Annotated in this window: 15 protein-coding genes; 3 read left to right on the forward strand and 12 right to left on the reverse strand. The window is 43.0% G+C overall.

Annotation, left to right across the window (positions count from 1 at the left end):
- Window positions 1–63: 63 nt before the first annotated feature.
- From MHB64_RS17840 to MHB64_RS17875, 8 genes are all read right to left on the reverse strand, one after another.
- On the reverse strand, window positions 64–441 hold the full coding sequence (locus MHB64_RS17840; RefSeq protein WP_094875218.1) for an iron chaperone: 378 nt from the start codon (window positions 439–441) through the stop codon (window positions 64–66).
- Between the two features lie 30 nt (window positions 442–471).
- The gene (locus MHB64_RS17845) at window positions 472–834 is read right to left on the reverse strand and encodes a DUF4180 domain-containing protein (protein ID WP_076283444.1); all 363 of its coding nucleotides are present in this window, start codon (window positions 832–834) and stop codon (window positions 472–474) included.
- Window positions 835–1,353: an ankyrin repeat domain-containing protein gene (locus tag MHB64_RS17850; RefSeq protein ID WP_341135046.1), complete on the reverse strand. Its 519-nt coding sequence runs from the start codon at window positions 1,351–1,353 to the stop codon at window positions 835–837. It lies immediately after the preceding gene.
- A 154-nt stretch (window positions 1,354–1,507) separates the two neighbouring features.
- The gene (locus tag MHB64_RS17855) at window positions 1,508–5,629 is read right to left on the reverse strand and encodes an S-layer homology domain-containing protein (protein WP_341135047.1); all 4,122 of its coding nucleotides are present in this window, start codon (window positions 5,627–5,629) and stop codon (window positions 1,508–1,510) included.
- 141 nt (window positions 5,630–5,770) lie between these two features.
- Window positions 5,771–6,862, reverse strand: coding sequence for a response regulator (locus MHB64_RS17860; RefSeq protein ID WP_341135048.1), 1,092 nt, complete (start codon window positions 6,860–6,862; stop codon window positions 5,771–5,773).
- A 3-nt stretch (window positions 6,863–6,865) separates the two neighbouring features.
- Entirely contained in the window at window positions 6,866–9,979 is a 3,114-nt protein-coding gene (locus MHB64_RS17865; RefSeq protein WP_094875222.1) for a hybrid sensor histidine kinase/response regulator, read from the reverse strand.
- A 585-nt stretch (window positions 9,980–10,564) separates the two neighbouring features.
- The gene (locus MHB64_RS17870) at window positions 10,565–11,563 is read right to left on the reverse strand and encodes an ABC transporter substrate-binding protein (RefSeq protein ID WP_341135049.1); all 999 of its coding nucleotides are present in this window, start codon (window positions 11,561–11,563) and stop codon (window positions 10,565–10,567) included.
- 117 nt (window positions 11,564–11,680) lie between these two features.
- Entirely contained in the window at window positions 11,681–13,291 is a 1,611-nt protein-coding gene (locus MHB64_RS17875; RefSeq protein ID WP_094868849.1) for a helix-turn-helix domain-containing protein, read from the reverse strand.
- 554 nt (window positions 13,292–13,845) lie between these two features.
- On the opposite strand from MHB64_RS17875, the gene MHB64_RS17880 reads away from it, so the two are divergent.
- On the forward strand, window positions 13,846–14,673 hold the full coding sequence (locus MHB64_RS17880) for a MerR family transcriptional regulator (RefSeq protein ID WP_341136091.1): 828 nt from the start codon (window positions 13,846–13,848) through the stop codon (window positions 14,671–14,673).
- 45 nt (window positions 14,674–14,718) lie between these two features.
- Window positions 14,719–15,747, forward strand: coding sequence for a serine hydrolase domain-containing protein (locus MHB64_RS17885; RefSeq protein ID WP_341135050.1), 1,029 nt, complete (start codon window positions 14,719–14,721; stop codon window positions 15,745–15,747).
- Window positions 15,748–15,833: 86 nt separating this feature from the next.
- On the opposite strand, the gene MHB64_RS17890 is transcribed toward MHB64_RS17885, so the two are convergent.
- Both MHB64_RS17890 and MHB64_RS17895 read right to left on the reverse strand, forming a co-directional pair.
- Window positions 15,834–16,223, reverse strand: a complete 390-nt coding sequence (locus MHB64_RS17890; protein ID WP_341135051.1) for a hypothetical protein — start codon at window positions 16,221–16,223, stop codon at window positions 15,834–15,836.
- A gap of 183 nt (window positions 16,224–16,406) precedes the next feature.
- Window positions 16,407–18,152, reverse strand: a complete 1,746-nt coding sequence (locus MHB64_RS17895; RefSeq protein ID WP_094868845.1) for a glycoside hydrolase family 35 protein — start codon at window positions 18,150–18,152, stop codon at window positions 16,407–16,409.
- A 155-nt stretch (window positions 18,153–18,307) separates the two neighbouring features.
- Here MHB64_RS17895 and MHB64_RS17900 point away from each other — a divergent pair, with 155 nt between their 5' ends.
- On the forward strand, window positions 18,308–19,762 hold the full coding sequence (locus MHB64_RS17900; protein ID WP_341135052.1) for a sulfatase-like hydrolase/transferase: 1,455 nt from the start codon (window positions 18,308–18,310) through the stop codon (window positions 19,760–19,762).
- 81 nt (window positions 19,763–19,843) lie between these two features.
- Here MHB64_RS17900 and MHB64_RS17905 read toward each other — a convergent pair whose 3' ends face one another.
- Window positions 19,844–21,343, reverse strand: a complete 1,500-nt coding sequence (locus MHB64_RS17905; protein WP_341135053.1) for an arylsulfatase — start codon at window positions 21,341–21,343, stop codon at window positions 19,844–19,846.
- Window positions 21,344–21,358: 15 nt separating this feature from the next.
- The gene (locus MHB64_RS17910) at window positions 21,359–23,254 is read right to left on the reverse strand and encodes a family 20 glycosylhydrolase (RefSeq protein WP_341135054.1); all 1,896 of its coding nucleotides are present in this window, start codon (window positions 23,252–23,254) and stop codon (window positions 21,359–21,361) included.
- Window positions 23,255–23,263: the final 9 nt, after the last annotated feature.

The raw sequence follows: 23,263 nt of genomic DNA on the forward strand, positions 1-23,263 counted from the left end.
TGAAACCAGTGAGGATCTAAAGCTTCAGGTGTGCAATTGGACGCTTTTTTCTTTACACACCAATTACTTACGCTTATCTTCAGCTTTTTTGATATTCTCAGCCACTCTAAATTTCACGATCTTACTAATTAATTCATAGGGCATCGGCTGATTAAGTGGAAATTGAATGGATCCTTTTGCACCTTTATAGACGGATAGTTCTTCCCTAAAAGCCTCAATCCCATTAGGTGTTGGATAAAATCCAATATGGTTTTTGAAAGCTGCAAAATGCACCAGATTTCCGTGCAGTGCAAAAGTAGGCATCTGATAACTAATCTTTTCTTTTGCATCAGGTGCCGCTTCTTTGATCACTTTTCTTATTGTATTAAGGATTTCTTGAAGCTCCAGTGGAAACTTGGAAATATAGTCATCGATCGATTCATACGTGATTTTACCTTCCATGTTAAGTCCCCTCACTGTTTCTAGTCACATTTAACTTTGATGAAGTGCTGCCAATGCTTCGTCTTCAGTACTCTTGAACAATATTTTATTCCCCTGATTGCATTCATAAATAAAATCATTCAGACTTTTACTATTATAGCCAGTAAATTCTCCCACAATAGCAACTCGCATCTGGTAGTTTGTATACTTTTGAAGAATCTCTCCGGCAAGCCCCGTCTTTAACTCAAAAAAATCATCCGTGATTTGCTCTTTTCTTAGAATCATTTTATCGCATTCTTGATATCTAACGTTCGCCATTAGATCCAATGCATCATTTACATTATTAATTACAATGCCCTCGCTGGAAATCAAGGCTACTGTTGAATTGTCTTTACGGTTTAATGTGATTTGCATTCAAATTGCTCCTTTTTCGATAAGAATCTCTTTTACATTGTGGTTTTCTTGTTGGATGGCTATTGCTAATACGGATTCACCACCTTCAATTTTAGCATGGACGTCAGCTCCGTGTTCGATTAACAAGCGTATCAGCTCCACATTATCCGAATGAAAAGCTGCAGAATGCAAGGCAGAATGCCCATCGCTATCAAAAATATGTGTTTGAGCACCCTTGTTCAATAGCAGCTGGATAACTCCCATATCCCGCTCCCCAGCAATCGCAGCATGAAGTGCAGTATTGGAAGGAATATAGCTAAGCTTAGAGTGAGACACAGCATCAACGTTAGCTCCAAAGTCTAATAACACCTGCACCGCTGCTTCTTTGCCAAAATGTGCTGCATATCCCAAAGGGGTAAGTCCCTCATTATTTTCCGTATTCACCAGAGCCGGATGGGATTCTAGAATTTGTTTTAGCAGTACAGCATCACCTTGTTGTGCCGACTGAAAAACTTCATTAATGCTTTGCTGTAATTCCATTAGATTTCGCCTCTTTTCGATTGATCTGATAAACGATCTAGTTTATTTTTTCTGGATAGTTAAACCATTCTCCTGCTAAAAAAAGAAAAGAGTATTCATTCGAAGGTTATCAAATGAATACTCTTTCTTTTCAATGTTTATTGTAAGTCAATTTTTAAATTAAATCAGACTTTTGAAGAAGACGTTTAACGATTGCAGCAACCTCAGCTCTGGTCATATCATTTTTAGGAGCAAGCACATTGCTGCTTCGTCCCATGATTACGCCTGCCTGTAAGCAATCAGTAATTGCGCTAATCGCCCAGTCAGATGCTTTGCTGGCATCGGTATATGGGTTCAAGAATCCTTCAGTGGATTGATTAGGAAGCTTAGCTTTTAACGCTGTGATTTTCATTGCTTTGGCGATAATTAGCATCGCTTGTTCACGGGTAATTTGTTCATCAGGGCGGAACATGCCGTCTTCAAAACCATTAATTAATTGATAGGCATATGCAGTATTGATCGCACTATTATACCAATCCGTAGTCTTAACATCTGCAAATGGTGTTGCCGCTTGATTCAATTCAAGTCCGAGGCCTCGTACAACAATTGCCGCAAACTCTGCACGGGTAATCGCTTGGTCAGGCGTAAATTGGCCATTGCCAGATCCCTCGATGACTAATCTGGAACCCATATCATTCACTGCATCTTTTGCCCAATGATTAGCAACATCGTTAAATTCAAGTGGATGCCAGATAACAGAGTAAGTGCCGGCACTAAGGCTGTTAATTGTAGCAAAATATTTACCATCAATTACTTCCACTTTAGTAGGTACATGGTGCACTGTGCCATCAGCATCAACATATACACCCGTTGTAATCTTGTTCGGGTCCACTCCCTCCGGAATAGCAATGGTACGTTTTACGTACGTATTGAATTGAGATAGTTCAATACTCTTATCTCCGTAAATACCTCTAGCCGTAAAGTTCACCGGTGCCCCGACTAATGAAAATGATCCGTTTTGCGCAGCAGCTCCTAATGCTTTAACTTGATCAGCAGTTGGTGCGCTGATTTCAATCTGTATTTTAATATCTTGTAAAGCTACAGATTTGCCAATCTGCGCGGATAAGGCATCAATATCAATCTGCCCGGCAGGCAGTGTAAATGTCGCATTTCCGGCTTTGATTTCAAGTACTGCTTGATTTCCCTGCATATTTTTAACCATTTGTCCATTTAGTTCGCCAACAATAACATCCGATTTACTAGTGGCAGTGATAGAAACCACAGCACCTTTACCTTCAGCGGCGAGCTTGTCTTCCAGCTTCTTCTGGTCTAAAGCAATGGTAGTTAGCGTTTGATCCTTCCGTTTACCATTGGTCGCGGACCCGACACTTTCCGCTTTACCATTAATTAGAATGGAAGCATCATTTGCCAAAGGTGCCGGCGTTGCTGATGGGGTTGGTTGTGAAGGAACATCAACACTGGATGGAGCGCTCGGGATGACCGCATTGGACGCCACAGAGAATTCGCTGAATCCAGCCTTATTGATGGCCTGTACCGTGAAGGTGTAGCTTGTACCATTCGTCAAACCACTGATCGTAAGCGGACTTCCCGTTCCCGTAACCGTCAATCCTCCTGGAATAGCCGTGACAATATACCCTGTGATCTCACTCCCGCCATCGTTAGCTGGTGGCGTAAAGGTGATGATCGCTTGACCATTCTCTGCGCTTGCAGTGATGGCTGTTGGAGCACTCGGTGCTGTAATTGGCTTAGCAGGAGCCTTCACAGTAACGGTTGTTGAAGCCTTATAACTGCCATCTTTCGTTGTAACTGTAATGATGGCTGTTCCTTCACCAACTGGTGTTACTACTCCATCCACAACCTTAGCTATCGTTTCATCACTAGAGCTCCAAATCACGTCTGGATCCGTTGCGTTTGAAGGCTCAATTGTTGCTTTTAGTGTTCCACTAGCTTCACCAGCTGTTAAATCGAGCGTCTCCTGATCTAACCTCACCCCAGTCACATTCACAACTGGTGGAATGGGTTCACTTACATGTACTGTTGTTGAAGCTGTAAAACTTCCATCTTTGGTCGTTACTGTGATGATTGCTGTGCCCACACCAACTGGAGTGACTACTCCGTAAACAACCTTGGCTACTGTCTCATCACTAGAGCTCCAGATGACACCCTTATTCGTTGCATCGGCAGGTGCCACTGTCGCTTGTAGCGTTTCATTGCCTTCTCCAACTGTTAAATTAAGTGTGGTCTGGTCTAACGTTACTCCCGTTACGATAACGATAGGCGGTTTAGGGGCTGCCACATTAACGGTCGTTTTAGCCGTAAAGCTACCATCTTTAGTCGTCACGGTGATCGTTGCTGTTCCTTTACCCACCGGAATGACAACACCGTTCACTACGGTTGCGACAGTTTCATCACTAGAGTTCCAGAACACATCTGTGTCCGTCGCATTTGCAGGTTCTATTGTCGCCTTCAGTAAGGCATCCGCTTCACCAGCAGTTAAGTCTAGCGTTTCCTGATCAAGCTTCACTCCAGTTACGTTCACAACTGGTGGGATTGGAGCACTCACAGTAACTACGGATGTAGCCGTATAACTTCCATCCATAGAGGTTGCTGTGATCGTTGCTGTTCCAATACCTACCGGTGTCACCACACCGTTCACAACGGTCGCAACCGTTTCATCACTGGAGCTCCAAATTACTGTTTTGTTCGTGGCATTAGCAGGTGCGATGACAGCTTTCAATGTATCTCCCGCTTCTCCCTCTGTTAACTGGAGTGTTGTCTTATTCAAGGTCAATCCGGTTACGATGACATCCCCCACATCGTTTACCGTCAAGTTAAAGGTGTAAGTGTTGCTTAATTTCCCATCATCTACTTTGACAGAAATCACACTGGTACCGAAAGCATTTACCGCCGGTGTAATTTCTAACGTTCGTTGCTCACCACTTCCACTTACCTTCAGGCCACTATTCGGAATTAAAAGAGTATTTGAGGAGGTAGCGGATACTTGTAGGTCATCTCCATCTACATCAATGACCTTAAAAGATCGTGATACCGACTTATTTTTGTCCGTTGTAGTATTTCCCATGAAGCCAGTGTCTTGCTTCCAGCTTGCTCCCGTAATTGTTCCGTTCTTACCTGCAGTGACCAGTGTATTATAAGCAACATTACCATCATTACTATTCGCTAATTTATAGTTTAAAGCCAGATTAGGCTCCGTCCCTTTCAAATCGACGTTCATTTCGCGCACAATGTCACTCTGAGTTTTGGCTTTACTCCAGAACCTAACATCTCTCATTCCACCGTTATAGTCTCCGTCCTGTCTCCAAGTGCTTTTACCAAGCCAATTGTTCGGACGCGCAACGTTACCAACCGTGCTTAAATCCATAGGTCCTTCTGCTTTAAGAACGCCATCCCAATAAATACGTCCCTTTTTCTGAGTGTGATCATAAACAATCGCGACATGAACCCACTTGGAAATCGGAAAATCTTCAGCGACATTAATGTCTCCTTTATTGGTGTACGCGGTGAAGTTCATTTTTTTTCCGTTAAAGCCTACAAAAATATTGTGGTCTGCCTCACCGATTGAAGATTCGAAAAATCTCATCCATGTATTAAAACCATTGACCTTCAAAAATCCTTCAACTGTAAAAGAGTTCCCATAAATACGTTGATCCGGGAACGACACATAATCCCCGCTACCGTCAAAACTAAGATAGTCCCCACCATTCAGTTCTGTCAGATAAGGTGCATCGTTTACTGGGTTTACAGTAATTGTGGCAGTGCCTAAATCTGGATTGAATGCGGCAGAAACTGTGGTATTCGCATTTTTTTGATAATTTTGATAACCGGCTACTGTAGTATCCCATAGCTTAAAGCGAATGGAAGCTTGTCCGTTCCAATCTTTCCCTGGGACAAAACGTATTTTCTCCGATTTCAGCAGCAGAAAAGCTTTAGTGTCCGACACCGGCTCGATATTATACCAGATATTTCCTTGTGTGTTGTAATATTGCCAGGCCCCATTGGTATTATCAAAAGATACCACAGCAATCCCTGTTGTCGCTGGATCGGTTACCTTTGCTGCCAAAAGACTTGACACAACAACGCCCGCGTTGGAAGTATCATCTTCATTAATGGACGGTATCACTACTGGGCTATTCTCGAGCCAACCAAAGCTCGATTTTGCACTCATGATTTGAGGATGGATCGGCCCCACACCTTGCACCACAAGTCCAGTGGCTAACGAAATACTAATGCCTATTTTCATAAATGATGGCTTCAAACTCTTTTTCCCCCTCTAGCTTAAATCATGTCATCATTTCGACAATAATCGAGAGTATTATACAAAATTATGATAAACGAAAAATAAACAAAAAAAGAACCCTCGAAATCTAATCGATTCGTCGGTTCTCTTTTTCTTATACTAATTCATCATCTTCTTAATCAACGCTTTGAGCTCAGGATCAGGTGAAGTTCCAAGCTCCTGTTGAAGGGTCTCTTCCAATTGCCCATATCGCCGATAGGCTTCATTCATTCGCCCTAGTTCAATATATAAATGGATGATTTCCTGATGGATATCTTCTCTCAAGGGGTCCAATTTCAATATTCTCTCAAAGTAGTGCAGTGATTGTTGAGGTTCGTTCTGCTCCATGTGAAATCTACCTGCCAGTTCCAGCAGTCCAATAAAATCCTGTTCAAGACGGAGTGTCTTCCCACTGGCCCAATCGTATGATTTTCCTTTGAGAAAGGTTCCAGTATACAATGTTTCCACTAGATTGAACCACGCTGAATTTCTTTTCAAGACATGTCTAATTTGCTTCAACAATCGCTCAAATTCATACAAATCACAATAAACACTGCGTTCATCTATACTAATTTCATTTCTACTCGCCTTTATTACACTAGGACCGATTGCTTTTCGAATATAATATAAGGTAGAGTTCAGATTTTTGAGCGCTTTTTCAGGTTCCAGCCCGCTCCATAAGGTGTCGATAATTTCTTCACGGCTAACGGTTCCTTTACTAACCAAAAAAGCAAACAACTCTTCGGTTTTTGGACTTCTCAACTTAATGGGCTCTCTGTCTTGCGTCCGGCGGTATATCTTTAGTCCATTAAATAAAAGCACTTCCATAACAGGCTGAACCGTCACTCCTCGATTTATTTTTTTGATCTTATCCAGAGTTTTAGTTAATCGCTGAGCAGTTACAGGCTTCAACAGATAATCGACAGCACTCAGTTCGAAGGCTTGCAGTGCGTACTCGTCATACCCTGTAACAAAAACCACATCAATCGATTCATCTAGTTCATGTAAAAAGGCAGAAAGCTTCATTCCATTCGTGTCAGGCATAGAAATGTCCAAAAATGCAACATCAATCGAATTTCCCTTTACAAATTCATAGGCTTCTGTCGGATCCAGAAAAGTACTGTATACTTCAATCTCACCACTCTGAGACAATATTCTTTTTAACCGCTTAATTGATAGTTCTTCATCATCTACGATAATAGCTCGAAGCATGTGTCAACCTCCTACCCGCTTGCTATGCTGTTTGGGGATGTCAAAAGAAACCCGTGTACCTTTTCCTTCAACACTTTCAATACAAACACTTTTTCCATAAAGAAGTTTGATGCGCTGACTGATATTCCACAGCCCTACGCCTCTTTTATCTACATCTGATCGCATGATCTCCTTCAGCTTGTGTTCGCTCATTCCACATCCATCATCTTCTACAACAAAGCTGACCACAGCAAGATCCGACGACTCTTTCACAGCTATAGTGACCTTTCCTCCGCGTAAATTGGACATCAGTCCATGTCTTATAGCATTTTCCACTAATGGTTGTAAGATCAGTGGAGGAATCCGGCTATCTGAATTTGCGGTTATATCATATTGGACTTGTAATCTCGAACCAAAGCGCACTTTTTCAATATTAACGTAAGCTTTAACCAGTTCTAGCTCACTCTCCAGGGTCGTTAACGAATCCAACTGTTTGAAATCAAAGCTACTTCTCAAATACTGTGATAGCTCCAGTGTTAATTCCTCAGCCTGCTCAGGTTCTTCCACACATAATGCAGCAATTGAATTCAGGGCATTATACAAGAAATGAGGTTTAATCTGAGAACGTAAAAAGGCGATTTCGGCATCTTTTGCCATTTTCACGGAAGCTCTCAATCGGGTCAGACTTTTCACTCGCGCCATTAGCTCCTCCGCTTCAAACGGTTTCCCCACATAATCATTTGCCCCTTTGTCCATGGACAATTTCATATCGGTAAGTCTGTTTTTCGCCGTTAACATTAATACAGGGAGCTCAAAGGCAGTGAACCTTTCTCTGATCTTTTGCAGCACCTCATAGCCAGAAATATCAGGCATTGTAATGTCCAGAACAACCAGGAAAAAGTCTGAATTCTTCGATAGCTCATCGAGTGCCAGCTGCCCGCGGTTCACGACAACAATGGGATATCCCTCTAGCTTGAACAAGTTGATCATCGATTGAAGGTTAGCAAAATCATCGTCCACGACCAAGATCGGTTCATTGATTTTACCTTTAATATATACGGGGTACTCCTGACGAGGGAAGACAACCTCTCTATAAGGAAGTGTCTTTTCAACCATTGGACCCGTGATTTGATTAGATAACTTCTCCCAGCGTGGAAGGGTAAAAATAAAAACCGAACCTTTACCTATATTAGATTCCACTCTAATGTTCCCACCATGTAACTCCACTAACTTTTTGGTAATGCTGAGTCCAAGACCTGTTCCACCATGACTATGGATTTCAGCTTCGTCCACCTGCTCATAGGCCATAAAAATACGTTTTTGCATATCCGGTGCAATTCCAATTCCCATATCTGCTACACGAACTTCAACCCATTCATGCATAGCTCTTGCACTAATATGTATTTCACCTTGCTCCGTAAATTTAATCGCATTATCTACCAAGTTGTGCAAAATCTGAATCAGCCGATTGCCATCCGCATGCACCGTAGGGAAATCTGGAGCAACACTGTTTATGAGCAGGATCGACTTTTCTCCGAGCAGGAACGAATGAATACCGATGACAGAATCAACTACAGCTTTCAGATCTAACGTGCTTTTATATAATGTGATATCTCCATGCTTCATTTTAGAATAATCGAGCAATTCGTTTACCATATAAGTTAATCTTCTGCCACTTCCCAAAACGATCGCTAGATTCTGCGCTTGCCTGTCGGTAACTGGACCTTCAACCCCATTAAGAAGTGTAGCGGTAATATTCACTATGGCATTCAATGGTGTTTTCAGCTCATGAGAGGTGTTGGAGAGAAACTCATCTTTAATTTTGTCCAATCCAATTAGCTGGTTTTTCATTTCGTCTATCGTATGATAAGCCTCGAAAAAACGGAGAACAATTAGTACGATCATAATGATATTAAAAGCAACAATGTAGAACTGTCCAAGCCAAAGATTCTCTTTCATCGAAAGCGCAAACAGAATAATGTCTATGGAGTACAGATTAATAGCAAGAATCGCCAAGAACAGCAGCAACGATTTGATCCGATTTACTTCTGCGCTTCTAATATACAAGAGAGCCACTCTAAACAACATCCAAATTAACATCAATTCATATACAAAAATCACATACGAAGAGAAGACCGTATAAGTACGAATAGGCAGAATCACTACCAGAATTATAAAGCTGCCTAGTATAATCGTTACGGCTTGCGCAAGTTTTAAAGAGATTATGCTTTTCTGCATTTGGTAGAAAAATATAGCCAGAACAATAAAACCCGATATGGAGGTAATATCTTTCACTTTGTATAAGACAATAAACGAAAGGTTTGGGAAAAACAGTAACAGCGAACGTTCTCCAATCAATCCATGATAAATCGCGAGCACCAAACAAATAATAGCAAACACTAATAAGGAGTAGTCCTTCTTACGGTATAACGCAGCCGCTACAAAGCAGATAACAAAAATAAGGGATAACGTTCCCAAAATTGCAACTGTGCTAAATTCACGAGCCATACTCTTCTGCTGGTTCTCCATCATCGCGGCTTCTTCGCCAAAAGTCAGAGATACGGGAATGCCTGCATTTACATATTCATAATTAGACACTTGAATGATGATCTCAACATCACCCTTTTCAGATGAAAACAGCCCAACCTGCGGAATATTCCCCGACTTGTAATCGGCTGTACTCATAGCTGGCTTTCCATCCTCAATCAGTAGATGTCCATTCGCATATATCGCACTTGAAAAGCGGATGTTCGTTTTTTTTATGGCAAATACACCGTTTACAGGTACATTTTTCAGCACCATCCGATAAGTAGCAGAACCAAATTTAGGTAATGGTTCCCCATCAATCACTTTGCCATTCCACTGTGAAGGGACCTCCATCCATGCTGAAGGAACTGGTTTTTCTGTGTTTGCTCCTATAAAATGCTCAGGCGTTAGCAACTGGTTCCAATAAAATTCCCACTCACCATCTAGTTTGATAATCTCTTGTTCTTGGTAATCCCACGTTGAAAGATCCATACTACCCTTCTGAACTTGCAGGTGATTCGCATGCCGATCGTTGTCTATAAAAACGGATAGCGGTATTGTTGCTATCGAGATGAAAGCGATTAAATAAATAAGTAACGTCCTTTTGAGCATCGTAGGCCCCTTTTCTATGGAGAAGTAAAGCTGCAGCAAACGCTTGGGGCATCGTGCAACACTTGGAATAAATAGAATATCAGTAGAATATAAGATAAATGATATATCACGATAAAATAATTCTATAAAATTTTCTGTTTTCCTTCATGTTTCGACAATTCATTGGAATCTTGGTTAGCTATTACCGATTAGTATTAAGTGATTACTCGGTCTATGGGACTATGCTATATTATGCTCTATAGCTTGTTACAAGCAAGTCGTTCGGACTCAGGTGACCTTTTTTTGCTGAATTCTTTGGATTTCGCCATGTTATCGGACTCAGTTGCAGCTATTTGCTCAAAGCCACCTCATTTATGCTCATAAGATTTAATGATCAAAATAGCCTTAATAGCTGCGGTACTGTCCGTAAATAGTCTACTTAACTTCTGTATAGAGAATACGACGAGACAAAACATTTTCAGTGTGCTATATGATCTGAAAAATGGTTATCAGTTCTTTCTTTAACTTACCAAAAAAGAAAGCCATTCAGAGGAATCTCTGAATGGCTTTCTTTTTCTCTGTATATCGGACAAGAGGAATTAAACTTTAGTTCTCTGTTTTACCGAAACGTTCCTTAATCATATCTGCAATTTCCTGAACCTGTGCTTCCACGGCAAGTGGATCATAGGGCCAGAAGCGTTCTCCATCAAGCTTGAACACGCGATTGTTCTTCACGGCATCCAGGGATGACCAAACTGCTGAAACTTCATCCAGTGAACCTCCGTTAGACAAATCCAAAAAGATATAGTCACCTGCGTAATCTGCAAGCTTTTCCTCGGATATCGCTACGGTATCTTTATCCTGATTAATGAGCTCTTTCTGTACAATGGCTGGTGCTTTCAGTCCGAGCTGTTGATAGATGGCCTGTCCACCGCGATTGACACCATCCCCGTTGATATACCATTCTTTGCCGAACAGACTGAAGTTGGAGAAGGTTGTACCTTCCTCGACTAGTCCTTGAATAGACTCCTTGGCGGCCTGCACTTTTACTTCGAATTGGGATAACCAATCTTTGGCTTCCATCTGTTTGTTCAAGATTTCACCAAAAGCCGTGATTTCTTCATGGACATTGTCGTATGTTCCGTAAGGGATGATGAGTGTTGGTGCGATTTTACGATATTGCTCATTCAGTTTCTCATCTCCACCGACAGTAACGATCAGGTCAGGCTGTAATGCCAAAATTTTCTCAACTGATCCCCCGTCAATCCGGCCAATGTCTGCCACGCCCTCAATATGATCAAGCACATATGGGCTTTCCAGCTCATAATCTGGCGCGCCTACAGGCTTGACGCCAAGTGCCAGAAAATCAGCAAGGTAACCTTGCGTAACGATACGTTGAGGATTTACGGGAATTTTAACATCTCCGTTAACTGTCGATATGACCTGTGTTGCTGGTGCGCTGGTCTCTGGTTGTTCTTCTGTTACGGCAGGAGCGGAAGTTTTATTTTCTGTTGTTTCTTCCGCTTGGCCTGAGCAGCCAATAATTCCTATTACGAGTAAAAGGATCATGAGCCCGGCCGACCATTTTGATTTAACCCCTGTCATTCTGCTTCTCCCCAATCAATAATGATTATCTTTCTCAATTAAACCTCCTATGTATCTTAGCTTTTGTACACAATTATCGTCCATCTCAAAATGTGACCAATTCCATATGGACAAATGTTACCTAGCCTTAACACTATTCTCCCGAATCAGGATATCTACCATAAGTTCAAGTTGCTTCTCCAGAGACAAGGCATCATTACACCAGAATTGCTCCAGCTGGAGAGGGTATATGCGACGATTTCCGTTATTCATAATCTTGCGCCAGCCCGGGCGCTCGCTAAGTGTATCTGGTGAATCGTGATACAGGCCACCTTCATGTGCCGGAAGAACAAGAAACATATGATCTGCTGCATATTCTGCCAATTGATCTTCTTCGATGTATTGATGATTGTCAGGTTCCAGAACATCCCGGAGGATGTTAGGCTGGGGAGTAAGATGAAGTCCATAATACACGTTATAGGCTGCTCTAGCGGTTGCATTCCAGATACAAATGGTGCCGTCTTCCCACAGCTCATATAGACCAACTGTTTCACCAGGTTTAATAAAATCTTTTAGTCGATCAGATTCGGTTCTGGCCCGTGTTATGTAATGTTCGATCCAATCCTCGGCTGCCTGTTCTCGTCCTACAATTCGGCCAATCAGACGAACAGTCTCGAGTCGACCCAGTTGGTTCCAAGGGAGAACAATGACCTGGGATATACGTTCAAGTTGTTCGAGCTTGTGCGGCAAGTAGTACAGATAATCCGGTGCGATGATTAAATCAATCGGTTCAGCGCGTAGCATTTCTTCCACGCCATGTTCATCCAGATCAATTACGTCATGCAACTCATCCTGGATTAATGGAGACAGGGCCCAAGGAAGGAAGGAAGCGGCCACGGGTTTAATGCCGAGGGCAAGCAGATCCCCTGTATACTGAACGGTTGCAATCCGTCTCGCACGTGGCTGTAATCGATACTCACTTGGGCTGATCCCGGTGAATTGCTTAAACTTGCGGCTTAAATATAGACCGTCAGCATAGCCTACCAACAAGGCAATATCATTCAATGTGGCCTGTGTGGATAGGAGGTATTGCTTTGCCTTATCTATCCGAACTCGGGTCAGATGAGCCTGGAAGCTGCGTCCCACCTGTTTTTGAAAAAATCTAGAGAAATAGCTTGCGTTAAATCCGGTCATGCGGGCAATGTCTTCCCGGGTGATATGATCTCCATAGTGATGATTGATATAGTAAATAGCATCCCGAATTACGCTGTCTACCATTTCTGTGGCAGGTTTAACAGCCAGCTTGAACAACTCAAGCAACTCACTCAGCAGAAAATGGGAGCGGGCTTCTTTGGACTGAATGCTGCCTGAACGTTTGTCGGTTAGTTCCTGGATAATGGCAAGAATCCGTAGCCCTTGTGAACTGGTTCCAGTCCTTGATCCATGTGCAGGCAAGTTCTCTGAGGTAAGTTCATAGACACGCTTCTCATGAGTCTCTTTCGTTAATCCGTATTCCAGTAAGCCAATATGATATATCGTGAAGGCAGAAGCCGGAGTATGTATAAGCTCCAGGGAGCATGGGGGATACAGGAAAAGGGTCTGGCCTTTAAGTAAAACGCCATGTACCTGCCCATAGTGGAAGTTCACCGTGGCTGTACAGGTCACCAGCGAAGGCGATTCTATGGGAATAATTCCGGTTTGCTGTGCTGCTTCCCAAGGAATCACTCGGGCATTTGTCAGTACAAGCATAGCTGCAGCCTCCTAGTCGTATGTTCTATCTTGAACATATCATGTATGGACTCGAATAATCAATCTGTGAGAAGAACGTCGACATAAACAGAGGAGTGATGGCAAGGTGACTAATTAACACTTGTTCAACTTAGAATAAATCATAATTTAAAAAAGTCTTGTTACTTCCATCAGAAAATAATAAGACACCTTAGCGTACTCCCGACAGCTGTCTTTATCCGTATACTTTTGGCTGCTCCTCCGTCGCACTCCATACGAGAGCGTGGATTGAGATCATATTAGCAGCAGATCTTAGTAAAGGAGATGCTCAGCAGCAGTTCATGCCGTCCCCCTGTTCCACACGTGCCGGAGCAGCCATACTGATTTACAGAATTCTTATACAAAAACAAATACAAAATAGAGCACCTCAAAAATCATATTCATGTGGTTTTCGGGATGCTTTTTTGAAGTCGTTACCTTGGAATGGATACAAAAGTTTGCTATTGACTTTACCCTTAGGGGAAGGTGCATAGTGGAATTGAACATTAAATATTAAAGAAATGGAGATGAGATTGTTGCTTTCTATAGGAGAATTCTCGAAGATATGCGAAGTGTCAACCAAAACGCTGCGGTATTATGATGAAATCGGATTAATTCATCCCGATGAGATTAATCCTGAGAACGGTTATAGGTATTATTCCATCAAACAACTATCAAAAATGCTCTTTATCAACCGTTTGAAATCTTATCAATTCTCTCTGGAAGAAATCAAAGCTATTCTGGGATGGGAGGAGGATCAGTTTGAAGAGAAACTTAGTGCAGTCCTTCATCTCAAAAAAAGAGAAATACAAGAGAAACTACGAACTTACGAATATACGTTAAAGCAAATTAATAGTGATGTTCTAAATTTAGAGAATGGAATATCTATGATGTCCTACCTAAATAAGATAGAAGTGCAGCTTGTTGAAACCAAACCAATGCATATTCTTTTCACGCGTCAAATGTTGAGCAGTGATGATTATGCACTCGGATATGGTAAGTATTTTAGCAAGCTGTATGAAACCATTGCCACTGAAAAGCTGACCTTGCAGGGCACGCCAATAACCATTTATCACAGCCAAGAATATAATCCTGCCGGGAATGATACAGAGTTTGCCCTACCTATTAAGGAGAATATAAAAGGAACGAGAGAATTATCTGAGGAGCTATGTGCGAGGTCGGTTTATAAAGGCCCTTATTCAGAATTGACATCGGTCTATGCGAAGCTCACAGAATGGATAGAAAATGAAGGTTATGAAATGGTGAACTCACCCTATGAAAAATATATAACAGACCCCTCGCAAACTACTGATCCTGAGGATCTTGTTACTGAGGTGTATTTTCCAGTTAAGAAAAGATCGTAGCCGCACTCATCATCACATAAAAATTTGATTAAAGGAGTTATCGATATGCACAAAAACTACTGGCCTACAAAAGACTGGCAAACTTCAGATCCGGCTAGCTTAAAAATGGATGCTGAACAACTTTCAGAACTAGAAGCTAAGATTAAATCCGACTATAGTAATATAAACGGAATTGTAGTGGTGAGCAATGGATATATTGCCTATGAACAATACTTCAATGGCTATGGCCCGGATGATCTGCATCATGTGGCTTCTGTAACGAAAAGCATCTTATCCGCCCTCATTGGTATTGCCATTGATGCCGGATATATCAAGCATGTTGATCAGAAGGTGCTGGATTTTTTCCCTGACTATGTTCCCGACGATGTTGCTTCACACCCGCAAAAACAAGAAATCACGATACGCCATTTGCTCAACATGACCGCTCCCTATGCTTTTGAAGACTGGCATGAACCACTGGAGCAACTCTGTAGGTCGTCCGACTGGGTCAAATTCACACTTGATATCCTTGGCCACCGAGGGAATGTTGGTGATTTTAAATATTCCACCGCAGGGGCGCACTTACTGTCGGAGATCATCACTCGTTGCACAGGAAAAAGTGCCCGTGAATTTGGTAACGAGCAATTATTCAGTCCGATCGGTATGACGGAAATCCCGGATTATGAGATGAAATCATTTGGGTTTGATGATTTATTTGGGGTAAATGTGAAGGGATGGGTGGAAGACTCCAATCGTATCACCACAGGAGGATGGGGACTTACGTTGTCTCCACGCGATATGGCGCGCTTTGGTTTATTATATTTGAACCGCGGAAAATGGGAGAACAATCAGATTATTTCGGAGACATGGATTGAAGATTCAACAGCGATGAACCCTAATCATTATGGTTATTTGTGGTGGCTACGCGAAGAAGATGGGATTTACACTTACTCAGCTTTAGGGGATGGTGGTAATGTCATTTGCTGCATTCCAGAAAAAAAACTTGTCGTAGCTATCGCCTCAGAATTCACACTTCAGCCTCGTGACCGGTGGCCTCTGATTAAGGATTGTATAATTCCGTCTGTAGTAGAGTAAAAAAGTAATGTTAGAAACATGCTGGTTGCCACTTCATTAACATCAAGAAGAGCGACCAGCTGTCTACACTCTAAATCATTTTTACTTCAAGGAAAAATAATATCTCCTTCGTTGCTGCTTACATCAAAAAATCCTACTTTGTGTTTTATAGCCAACTCCCGCATCGCCGTGTAAGCTTCGTCAGCTACGGAATACGCGAACGCCGCATAGATGACGGATGTGCCAAGCGAGTAGTCAGTCAACCGGTTATCCGTTCCGGCCTCCTCCATCGCCTCAAAAATCTCATCCTCTACATTCATATTTGGAAATTGCTCGGACAACTCACTATAAAAGCGTTGCAGCGCCTCCGATAAAACTGATGGATCACTATAGGCACGGTCTTCCGACCACTGCACTTGCTGATCATACCACTTCATAAACGCTGCTCTCTCTTGCGGTGCTTTAGACGTCTCGAACGCCATCAAATCATAGCTCATTTAAAATCCTCCTCTAACCCACCCTAATCGTGCATTTTCAGTTCCTAAAAAGTTTCGGACTTGAAAAAACTTCAATCATTCACTTCAAGTGGTAATTTAATGAAATGACAATTGTCTTGATTATATATTAAAAATCATCAGATCAATACTATAGAATCACGATACTTATTCACCCATTAAATATCATGTGAACTCTGGTATATCTACAAAAGTAACCACTGGCTCCAATACGCCATGCAATTCAAACAAGATTAGTTCGTTCCCACCTTGACGCAGAAGCGGTGCCGGTATGTAAAGCGTTTTTGTCGGACCCTTCTCCCAGTAGCGACCTAAATTAAAGCCGTTTATAAAAGCTTGACCTTTACTCCATCCGTCCAGCCGCAAAAAAGTATCCTCAGGCTTACTAACTTGAAAACACCCCCGATAGAAAGTGGGCTGCTGACGTTCTTCGCAATCTATCGAAGTGAATGATAATCCTTTAAGATCGGTTAATGGCAAGGAACGAATGGTCCAATCATGCAAAAATTGATAGCCGAGTCTAACGCCACAGGTTATGCCTTTCGGATCACGGAGCAGCGGGCCATAATTTACACGCCCCATGTTCTCCACAAGAATGTCGATTTGCAGTCCCTCAATCGGGATCTCTAGTGAAATTCCTCTCGGATCCCAGCGTTCAACTGTACCGACAAAGCCCCCATTCGCGAATACAAGCGCACGATCGCGTACTTCTTGAAGAACGAGCTCCACATGACTACGCGGTCCACTGATCTTCGTTGAATACAAGATAAATCCATAATCCTGACCCAGTTTCTCCATGGGCTCGGGACATGCTCTACTTTCTGGGTGAGACAAAACGTCTAACTGAGTGAACAGTGGTGCTGCTTCTGTCATCAACACTTTACCATAAGCTTGTGACTTTATTAACGGCGGTAATTCCAGTGGCGGCAACGTCACGTATTTCTCAATTATTTTTCGAGCTGCGTAGAATTTTGCTGTTGGCTTACCAGATTCGTCCAGCAGTGTATCATAATCGTAGCTGGTTACGATGGGCTCATATTTGTCAAAAAGATTTGCCCCATTCATAAATCCAAAATTCGTCCCCCCATGAAACATGTAGAAGTTAACAGAGGCTCCTAGAGCCAGCATTTCATCCAAAGTCTCCGCTACTTCTGATTCGGGGCGGGTATTATGCGGTTTCATCCAGTGGTCAAACCATCCATTCCAGAATTCCATGCACATCAACGGCCCCGTAGGCTGATATTCACGTAATTTAGCAAAGGCTTCCTTTGCCCGTGAACCGAAATTTACTGTGGCGAACACTCCGTCGATCATACCGCCTTGGAGCATATGATCTTCAGCTCCATCTGAGGTGAATAGCAGAACATCCATGCCGCGGGCGATCATTCCTTCTCTCAGATACTTCAGGTAAGTCTTATCACTTCCAAAGCTTCCATATTCGTTCTCTACCTGAAGGGCGAGCACAGGTCCACCTTTAGTACTTAACAAAGGTCGCAATCTTGGAAGTAACACATCGAAGTAGGCATCCACCTTAGATAAATAAACCTTATCATTACAACGCAGTTGGATGTTATCGTCTGCAAGTAACCAAGCTGGCAATCCACCAAATTCCCACTCCGCACAAATATAAGGACTTGGCCGCAAAATCACGTGCAATCCGAGCTCTCCGGCGAGCTTAACGAAAGCCTCGATGTCAGCAAAGCCTGCGAAATTGAAGTCCCCTTCCTCTGGTTCGTGTAAATTCCAAGGAATATAGGTTTCAACAGTATTCAATCCGCAAGCCTTCAGCTTCAGCAAACGATCCTGCCAATATTCCGGAACGATCCGGAAATAATGAAGCGCACCAGAAAGCAACCGGATAGGTTGTTCGTCTAATATAAAATGATCCCCTGATATGGATAATTTCCGCATAAAATTTCTCCTCCAACGTTGAGATAGGTTATCTCATTATAAGGAATAAAAATAGCAACCCATATGGACGATTCTAATGAAATATATGGAGAATTCATTGGTTGCTAGAGGCTTTTGTAATGCTATACACTATATCCATAGGGGGGTGGTTACGGATGTCAAAAAGAACTCATATTTGGTTAATTACCACAGATCAAATGCGTGCGGACGCACTAGGTATCGAGAATGCTTCCGTACTGACACCTGAGCTTGACAAGCTTACTTCGGAAGGCACACTCTTCACTGGAGCTTACTGCGCTAGCCCCGTTTGTACGCCCTCACGTTCCTCCATTTTTACTGGAAGGTACCCTCATGTCCATGGTGCTTGGAACATCGGTACCACACTAAAAGAAGACGAACATACCTTGTGCGATCATTTAAAGAAAGCGGATTATAAAACCATCGGTATAGGAAAGATGCACTTCCGTCCACAAATGAAGGAGGACTTTTCACAAGAATATGAAGATCCTGCTTATCGAGATCGCGGAAGAGCTTCCGATGGAACGTACTACGGATTTGATGAGCATCATATTACTGAAGACAATTGTATCGGGGAATATATGGAGTGGCTTAGGGAACGCAACCCGGAAGTAGCAGAACGATTCAGTAAAGACCGTTTCAGAGCCTCCGATGCTCAACACGATGTGTGGGAGAGCGAAATTCCACCGGAGCTGCATCAGACTTACTGGATTGCTGAACGGAGTATCGATGCTATCCTCGCCCACAAAACCGAGCAACCGTTATTCTTATGGTCCAGTTTCGTTGATCCGCATCATCCCTTTGACCCTCCAAAAGTTTATACGGATATGTACACGGACATTGACATTCCGTCTCCAACCAGAGAAGCTGACGACGTGTTTCTTCGTCCTCCACATTTGCTGCGTCAGAATCAGGGAGGATATTGGCCTGGTGGCGGTGAAGAGCATTCTCTTGATGAAGCGCATATGAAACGGCTCACTCGAAATTATTATGCGATGATTACCTTCATTGATGAGCAGATCGGACGTATTATAAAAGCTTGGCGTCAAAAAGAAATGTACGATGATGTTGTCCTCCTCTTTACCAGCGATCATGGAGAACTGCTCGGTGACCATGGACTAATTTACAAGGGGCCGTGGTTTTATGAAGGGTTAACACGAATCCCGATGATCGTACGCGGTCCTGGGATTGCTTCCGGGCAACGGGTGTCTGCTTTGATGGAACATGTTGATATTGTCCCTACCCTGCTTGAAGCCGCAGGTCTCAAATTCCCCTACGGAATTCAAGGCGTGTCACAGATGGAAGTGCTAGCTGGCAGGGAGTCCCATGTACGTAATTCTGCCCTAACCGCTTATATTGCTCATGATCGCGGCATAAACGCTAAGTGTTTGCGCACTACACGTTATAAGTTAGTTATCTTTGCAGGAGAGACCTACGGTGAATTATATGATCTAAAAGAGGATCCTCATGAAAACCACAATCGTTTTGAAGATCCCGATTATAGTAAAATTCGTCATTCGATGGTAGAAATGCTCGTCCATCGAATGATTCAAGATCAGGACCCTTTGCCAGAACGCCGGAGTAGCTGGTAAATCAAAACACCTATTAAACCCCTTAATATTTCCATAACAGACGAAGGACAACCTGAATGTTCAGATTGCCCTTCGTTTAGATCATTTTCCCAATTCAGATGCCTTTAGAATATGAGAAATTGGACGTCCGGCAATCAATTCTCCGTTGTTTACAAACCCTTCCTCTCGTCCCTCCAGCTCGTGAATAAGACGATCTCTCCATTCATGTATACGCTCGAAATTATCGGTACATCCGATCGCATTAACCTTCTCAAAGGGGTCGGTCACTAGGTTAAAGTATTGCTCTTCGCCTGTCTGAGAATACCAAATGAATTTCTCTCTTCCATCCGTTAAAAAGTGGTGCGACTTTTCTCCATAGGCCTGCTCCCCATGAATATAAGACCGCCACACTGTCTGATCCCCCTTACACAGTGGCAACACACTTTGCCCTTCTACTGTAACTGGTATTTGGATGCCAGCAGCTTCAAGAAACGTTGGCATAATATCGCGAAGTTCTACAATAGAATCGAGCCGGGTACCTGGAAGAAGTCCAAGCGTTTCTCCCGGGTCATACACTAAGAAAGGAATCTTAGCACTCCCTTCATATGGAAGAGACTTGCGGAAATAATGGTGATCCCCCATCATCTCACCATGATCAGAAGTAAATAGAATCAAAGTTTCATTTAAAACTCCATATTCCTGCAGCCCATTGATTAACCTCCCAATTTGGTCGTCAAGATGCGTTATAAGTGCATAATATGCGGCCCGGGCACGATCCAATCTGCGCTTTGGCAAATGAGTGAACGAAGAGGTTGGATCCTTAGCTCCGTTGAAGGCGGCACTCTCATCCACCCAGTCTCCAACTGGAGGATCGGGAAATTCCAAGTCCTTATACATATCTAGATAACATTGTGGCGGATCCAATGGGGAATGCGGGCGAACGAAGGAAGACCATAGGAAAAATGGTTTCCCAGGATCTCTTCTTCGCAAAAAGTCTAGCGACTCGGTTACGCACCAATTCGTGGGATGCATCGCTTCCGGCAAGTGCCAGGGGCGGGCAACCGTTGAGGCGTTGCAATCAAGGCCTAAGTCAGTGATATCCGAATTGGCATTGGTTTGTCTTCGCAGCCATTGTAAATAATCATCCACTTGATCATAGTGTTCATCATATATAACTTGGCTCTTGTCCCGATTGTAATGAAGATATCCATCATGAAGCACTACATTATGGAATCCACATAAATTACGTGCAGGATACACATGCATCTTGCCAACACACTGCGTATGATAACCAGCTTGTGCAAGCTCTCCGGCAATCGTATAGGCGTAATTCCATTCAACCTTATCCTGATACCCCACCCGCCCATGTGATCTTTGGCCCATTCCTGTCATGATGGCAGCCCTGGCGGGAATACAACTGGGGGTAGCTGAGTAAGCGTGTTCAAATAATATCCCTCTTGAAGCAAGAGAATCCAGGTTGGGTGTCTCAACAACGGGATGTCCCATGATGCTCAGGCAATCAAAACGCATCTGATCCACTGTGATAAGCAAAAGGTTTGGCCGTTTTGAGCCATTTTGATGTTCCAGATTAGTGTCAGTCATAACCTCACTCCCTTCTTATACCCCTGCGATGACGGACGGTGTTGCGATCATGTGCCACAAATTCGCACTTATCGCTCTTGGGCCGTCATCGTCAACGAGACCGTCGAACGTCAGTAGCTCTTCTTCTAATTCAGCTATCTGTTCCACTTTCCCTTCGGCATAACTATTGATTCGATGAATAGCCGTCCTAATCCTCTGAAGCATTCCTCCCATACGAAGATCAAAAACATCAAGACCAAACACCTTATTTTCCAGCTCCCATTGCACCCGATAATCATCCATAAATCGACTGGCTAAATCTGATAATTTTGGCAAAGTCACCTTGGAAAAATGAGCCAATCCCTCAACATTTCCTCGATGATAAGCATCACGTATGGAAATCCCTATTTCGCTCTTTATTTCAAGCAAGCGACATAAGCTGGCTTGTACAGAGAATAAGGATTGCCAAGGCAAATTGCGAGTGATCGCCTGTTCGAGCTTTTTCGCACTTTGCTGATAATGCTTCGAATACACGGTAGGAATAACATGTCGATCGAACAAACCACACAAAATATCTTGATAAAGCAAGTATTTAGCCGGATTGATAGAACATCCCCCAGGTGCCGAATTTCCTGGAACCAGGTTGGCTGCATCGAGTGCCATAAAGTCATCATAATTGCCTTGCACGCAGCTACTGAATCTTTCTTTGACATGATTCTCCACGAAACATCCCGTGTAGCACAGCTCCGCCCAAAGTTGAAGGGTAGGAAGAACCGAGAAGACGGAAGCTTCAGCACCGTTATCTCCCCATGCGGTAATCAGCACTTCTTGAATTCCATGCTTAACACAGCTATCATGAGCCAGCAGACTGACTTTGCGGCTGAATTCATTGTTTGGAGCGAAGCCCATCCATTTCCAAGCCCCACCTGCAAATCCGATATGATCATTCAGCTGCTTATGTTTGCGTAACATTCCGTCGTATTTCTCCTGCGTTTCCGAATAGTAATCCCAATAGATCAAAGTAACTTCTTCAGGGATCAGCTTAACAATATCGGGGCTGATTGGACTTTCAGCATCGTAATATTCTCCAGAACTGGCCAGACGGAAAAACATGTCGCTCCACATCATCGTACGGAAACCATATTTCCTGGCGATTTCCATAACAGTGCTAAAGTGTTTTAACATCAAGGAGGATCGATCTTGGTATCCATGCTTGTCTAGATATTTACCAAGTCCCATCATATGCGCTTCGTCCATCCCAATGTTTATGCGGCGACTACTTAGATGAGTTGCCATGAAAGCGAACATTCGATCAATTAACTCGTAAGTTCTCGGATCATCAATGAGGAGAATGTCTTGGAAATCCACTAGCGGTGCATGTGCTTGCCATTTCAATGCTTGGCCCAGATGAGCCAGCGTCTGGATACAAGGAACCAATTCTATACCAAATAGCGCGGCATACTGGTCCATCTCCCGAATTTGCTCCCCTGTATATCGACCTCTTAAATAACCGAAATAAGGATACCCCTCAAGTTCGTAGGTGTCTTCCGTATACAGTTGAACCGTTGAATATCCCATAAGCGCTAATCGCCGAATCAATTCCTTATATCCTTCATGGTTAAGAACAGCATTTCGCGAGCAGTCTACCATGAATCCTAGCTGTTCATAAACCGGCATTTCATTAATTTCAACTCTCTCACCACGACGTATATTCTCTAGAAATCGGCTGAGCGCCCTGATCAATTGATGTTCCTGTTCATACGTAATAGTGACCTGAACCTCATCGTAAGATATTCGAATGCCCTTTCCTTGTTTCTTACAATTCACTGGAATCCCTGACCGTTCTATACGAATACTCAATATTCCCGCTACTTCTGAAACAGCTGCTAACTGTTTCTCGGTTAACCCTGTCAAGTGAATGCTATGAATCATAGACTTTCC

This window comes from Paenibacillus sp. FSL K6-2859, assembly GCF_038008265.1.
Classification (GTDB): domain Bacteria; phylum Bacillota; class Bacilli; order Paenibacillales; family Paenibacillaceae; genus Paenibacillus_AQ; species Paenibacillus_AQ nitricinens.

Bases quoted from the DNA above. Each gene is read 5' to 3' on its own strand.
- MHB64_RS17905 (WP_341135053.1), bottom strand. From the start codon at position 21,343: ATGACTGACACTAATCTGGAACATCAAAATGGCTCAAAACGGCCAAAC.
- MHB64_RS17875 (WP_094868849.1), bottom strand. From the start codon at position 13,291: ATGCTTGTACTGACAAATGCCCGAGTGATTCCTTGGGAAGCAGCACAG.
- MHB64_RS17865 (WP_094875222.1), bottom strand. From the start codon at position 9,979: ATGCTCAAAAGGACGTTACTTATTTATTTAATCGCTTTCATCTCGATA.
- MHB64_RS17870 (WP_341135049.1), bottom strand. From the start codon at position 11,563: ATGACAGGGGTTAAATCAAAATGGTCGGCCGGGCTCATGATCCTTTTA.
- MHB64_RS17860 (WP_341135048.1), bottom strand. From the start codon at position 6,862: ATGCTTCGAGCTATTATCGTAGATGATGAAGAACTATCAATTAAGCGG.
- MHB64_RS17900 (WP_341135052.1), top strand. From the start codon at position 18,308: ATGTCAAAAAGAACTCATATTTGGTTAATTACCACAGATCAAATGCGT.
- MHB64_RS17890 (WP_341135051.1), bottom strand. From the start codon at position 16,223: ATGAGCTATGATTTGATGGCGTTCGAGACGTCTAAAGCACCGCAAGAG.
- MHB64_RS17845 (WP_076283444.1), bottom strand. From the start codon at position 834: ATGCAAATCACATTAAACCGTAAAGACAATTCAACAGTAGCCTTGATT.
- MHB64_RS17840 (WP_094875218.1), bottom strand. From the start codon at position 441: ATGGAAGGTAAAATCACGTATGAATCGATCGATGACTATATTTCCAAG.
- MHB64_RS17895 (WP_094868845.1), bottom strand. From the start codon at position 18,152: ATGCGGAAATTATCCATATCAGGGGATCATTTTATATTAGACGAACAA.
- MHB64_RS17910 (WP_341135054.1), bottom strand. From the start codon at position 23,254: ATGATTCATAGCATTCACTTGACAGGGTTAACCGAGAAACAGTTAGCA.
- MHB64_RS17885 (WP_341135050.1), top strand. From the start codon at position 14,719: ATGCACAAAAACTACTGGCCTACAAAAGACTGGCAAACTTCAGATCCG.
- MHB64_RS17850 (WP_341135046.1), bottom strand. From the start codon at position 1,353: ATGGAATTACAGCAAAGCATTAATGAAGTTTTTCAGTCGGCACAACAA.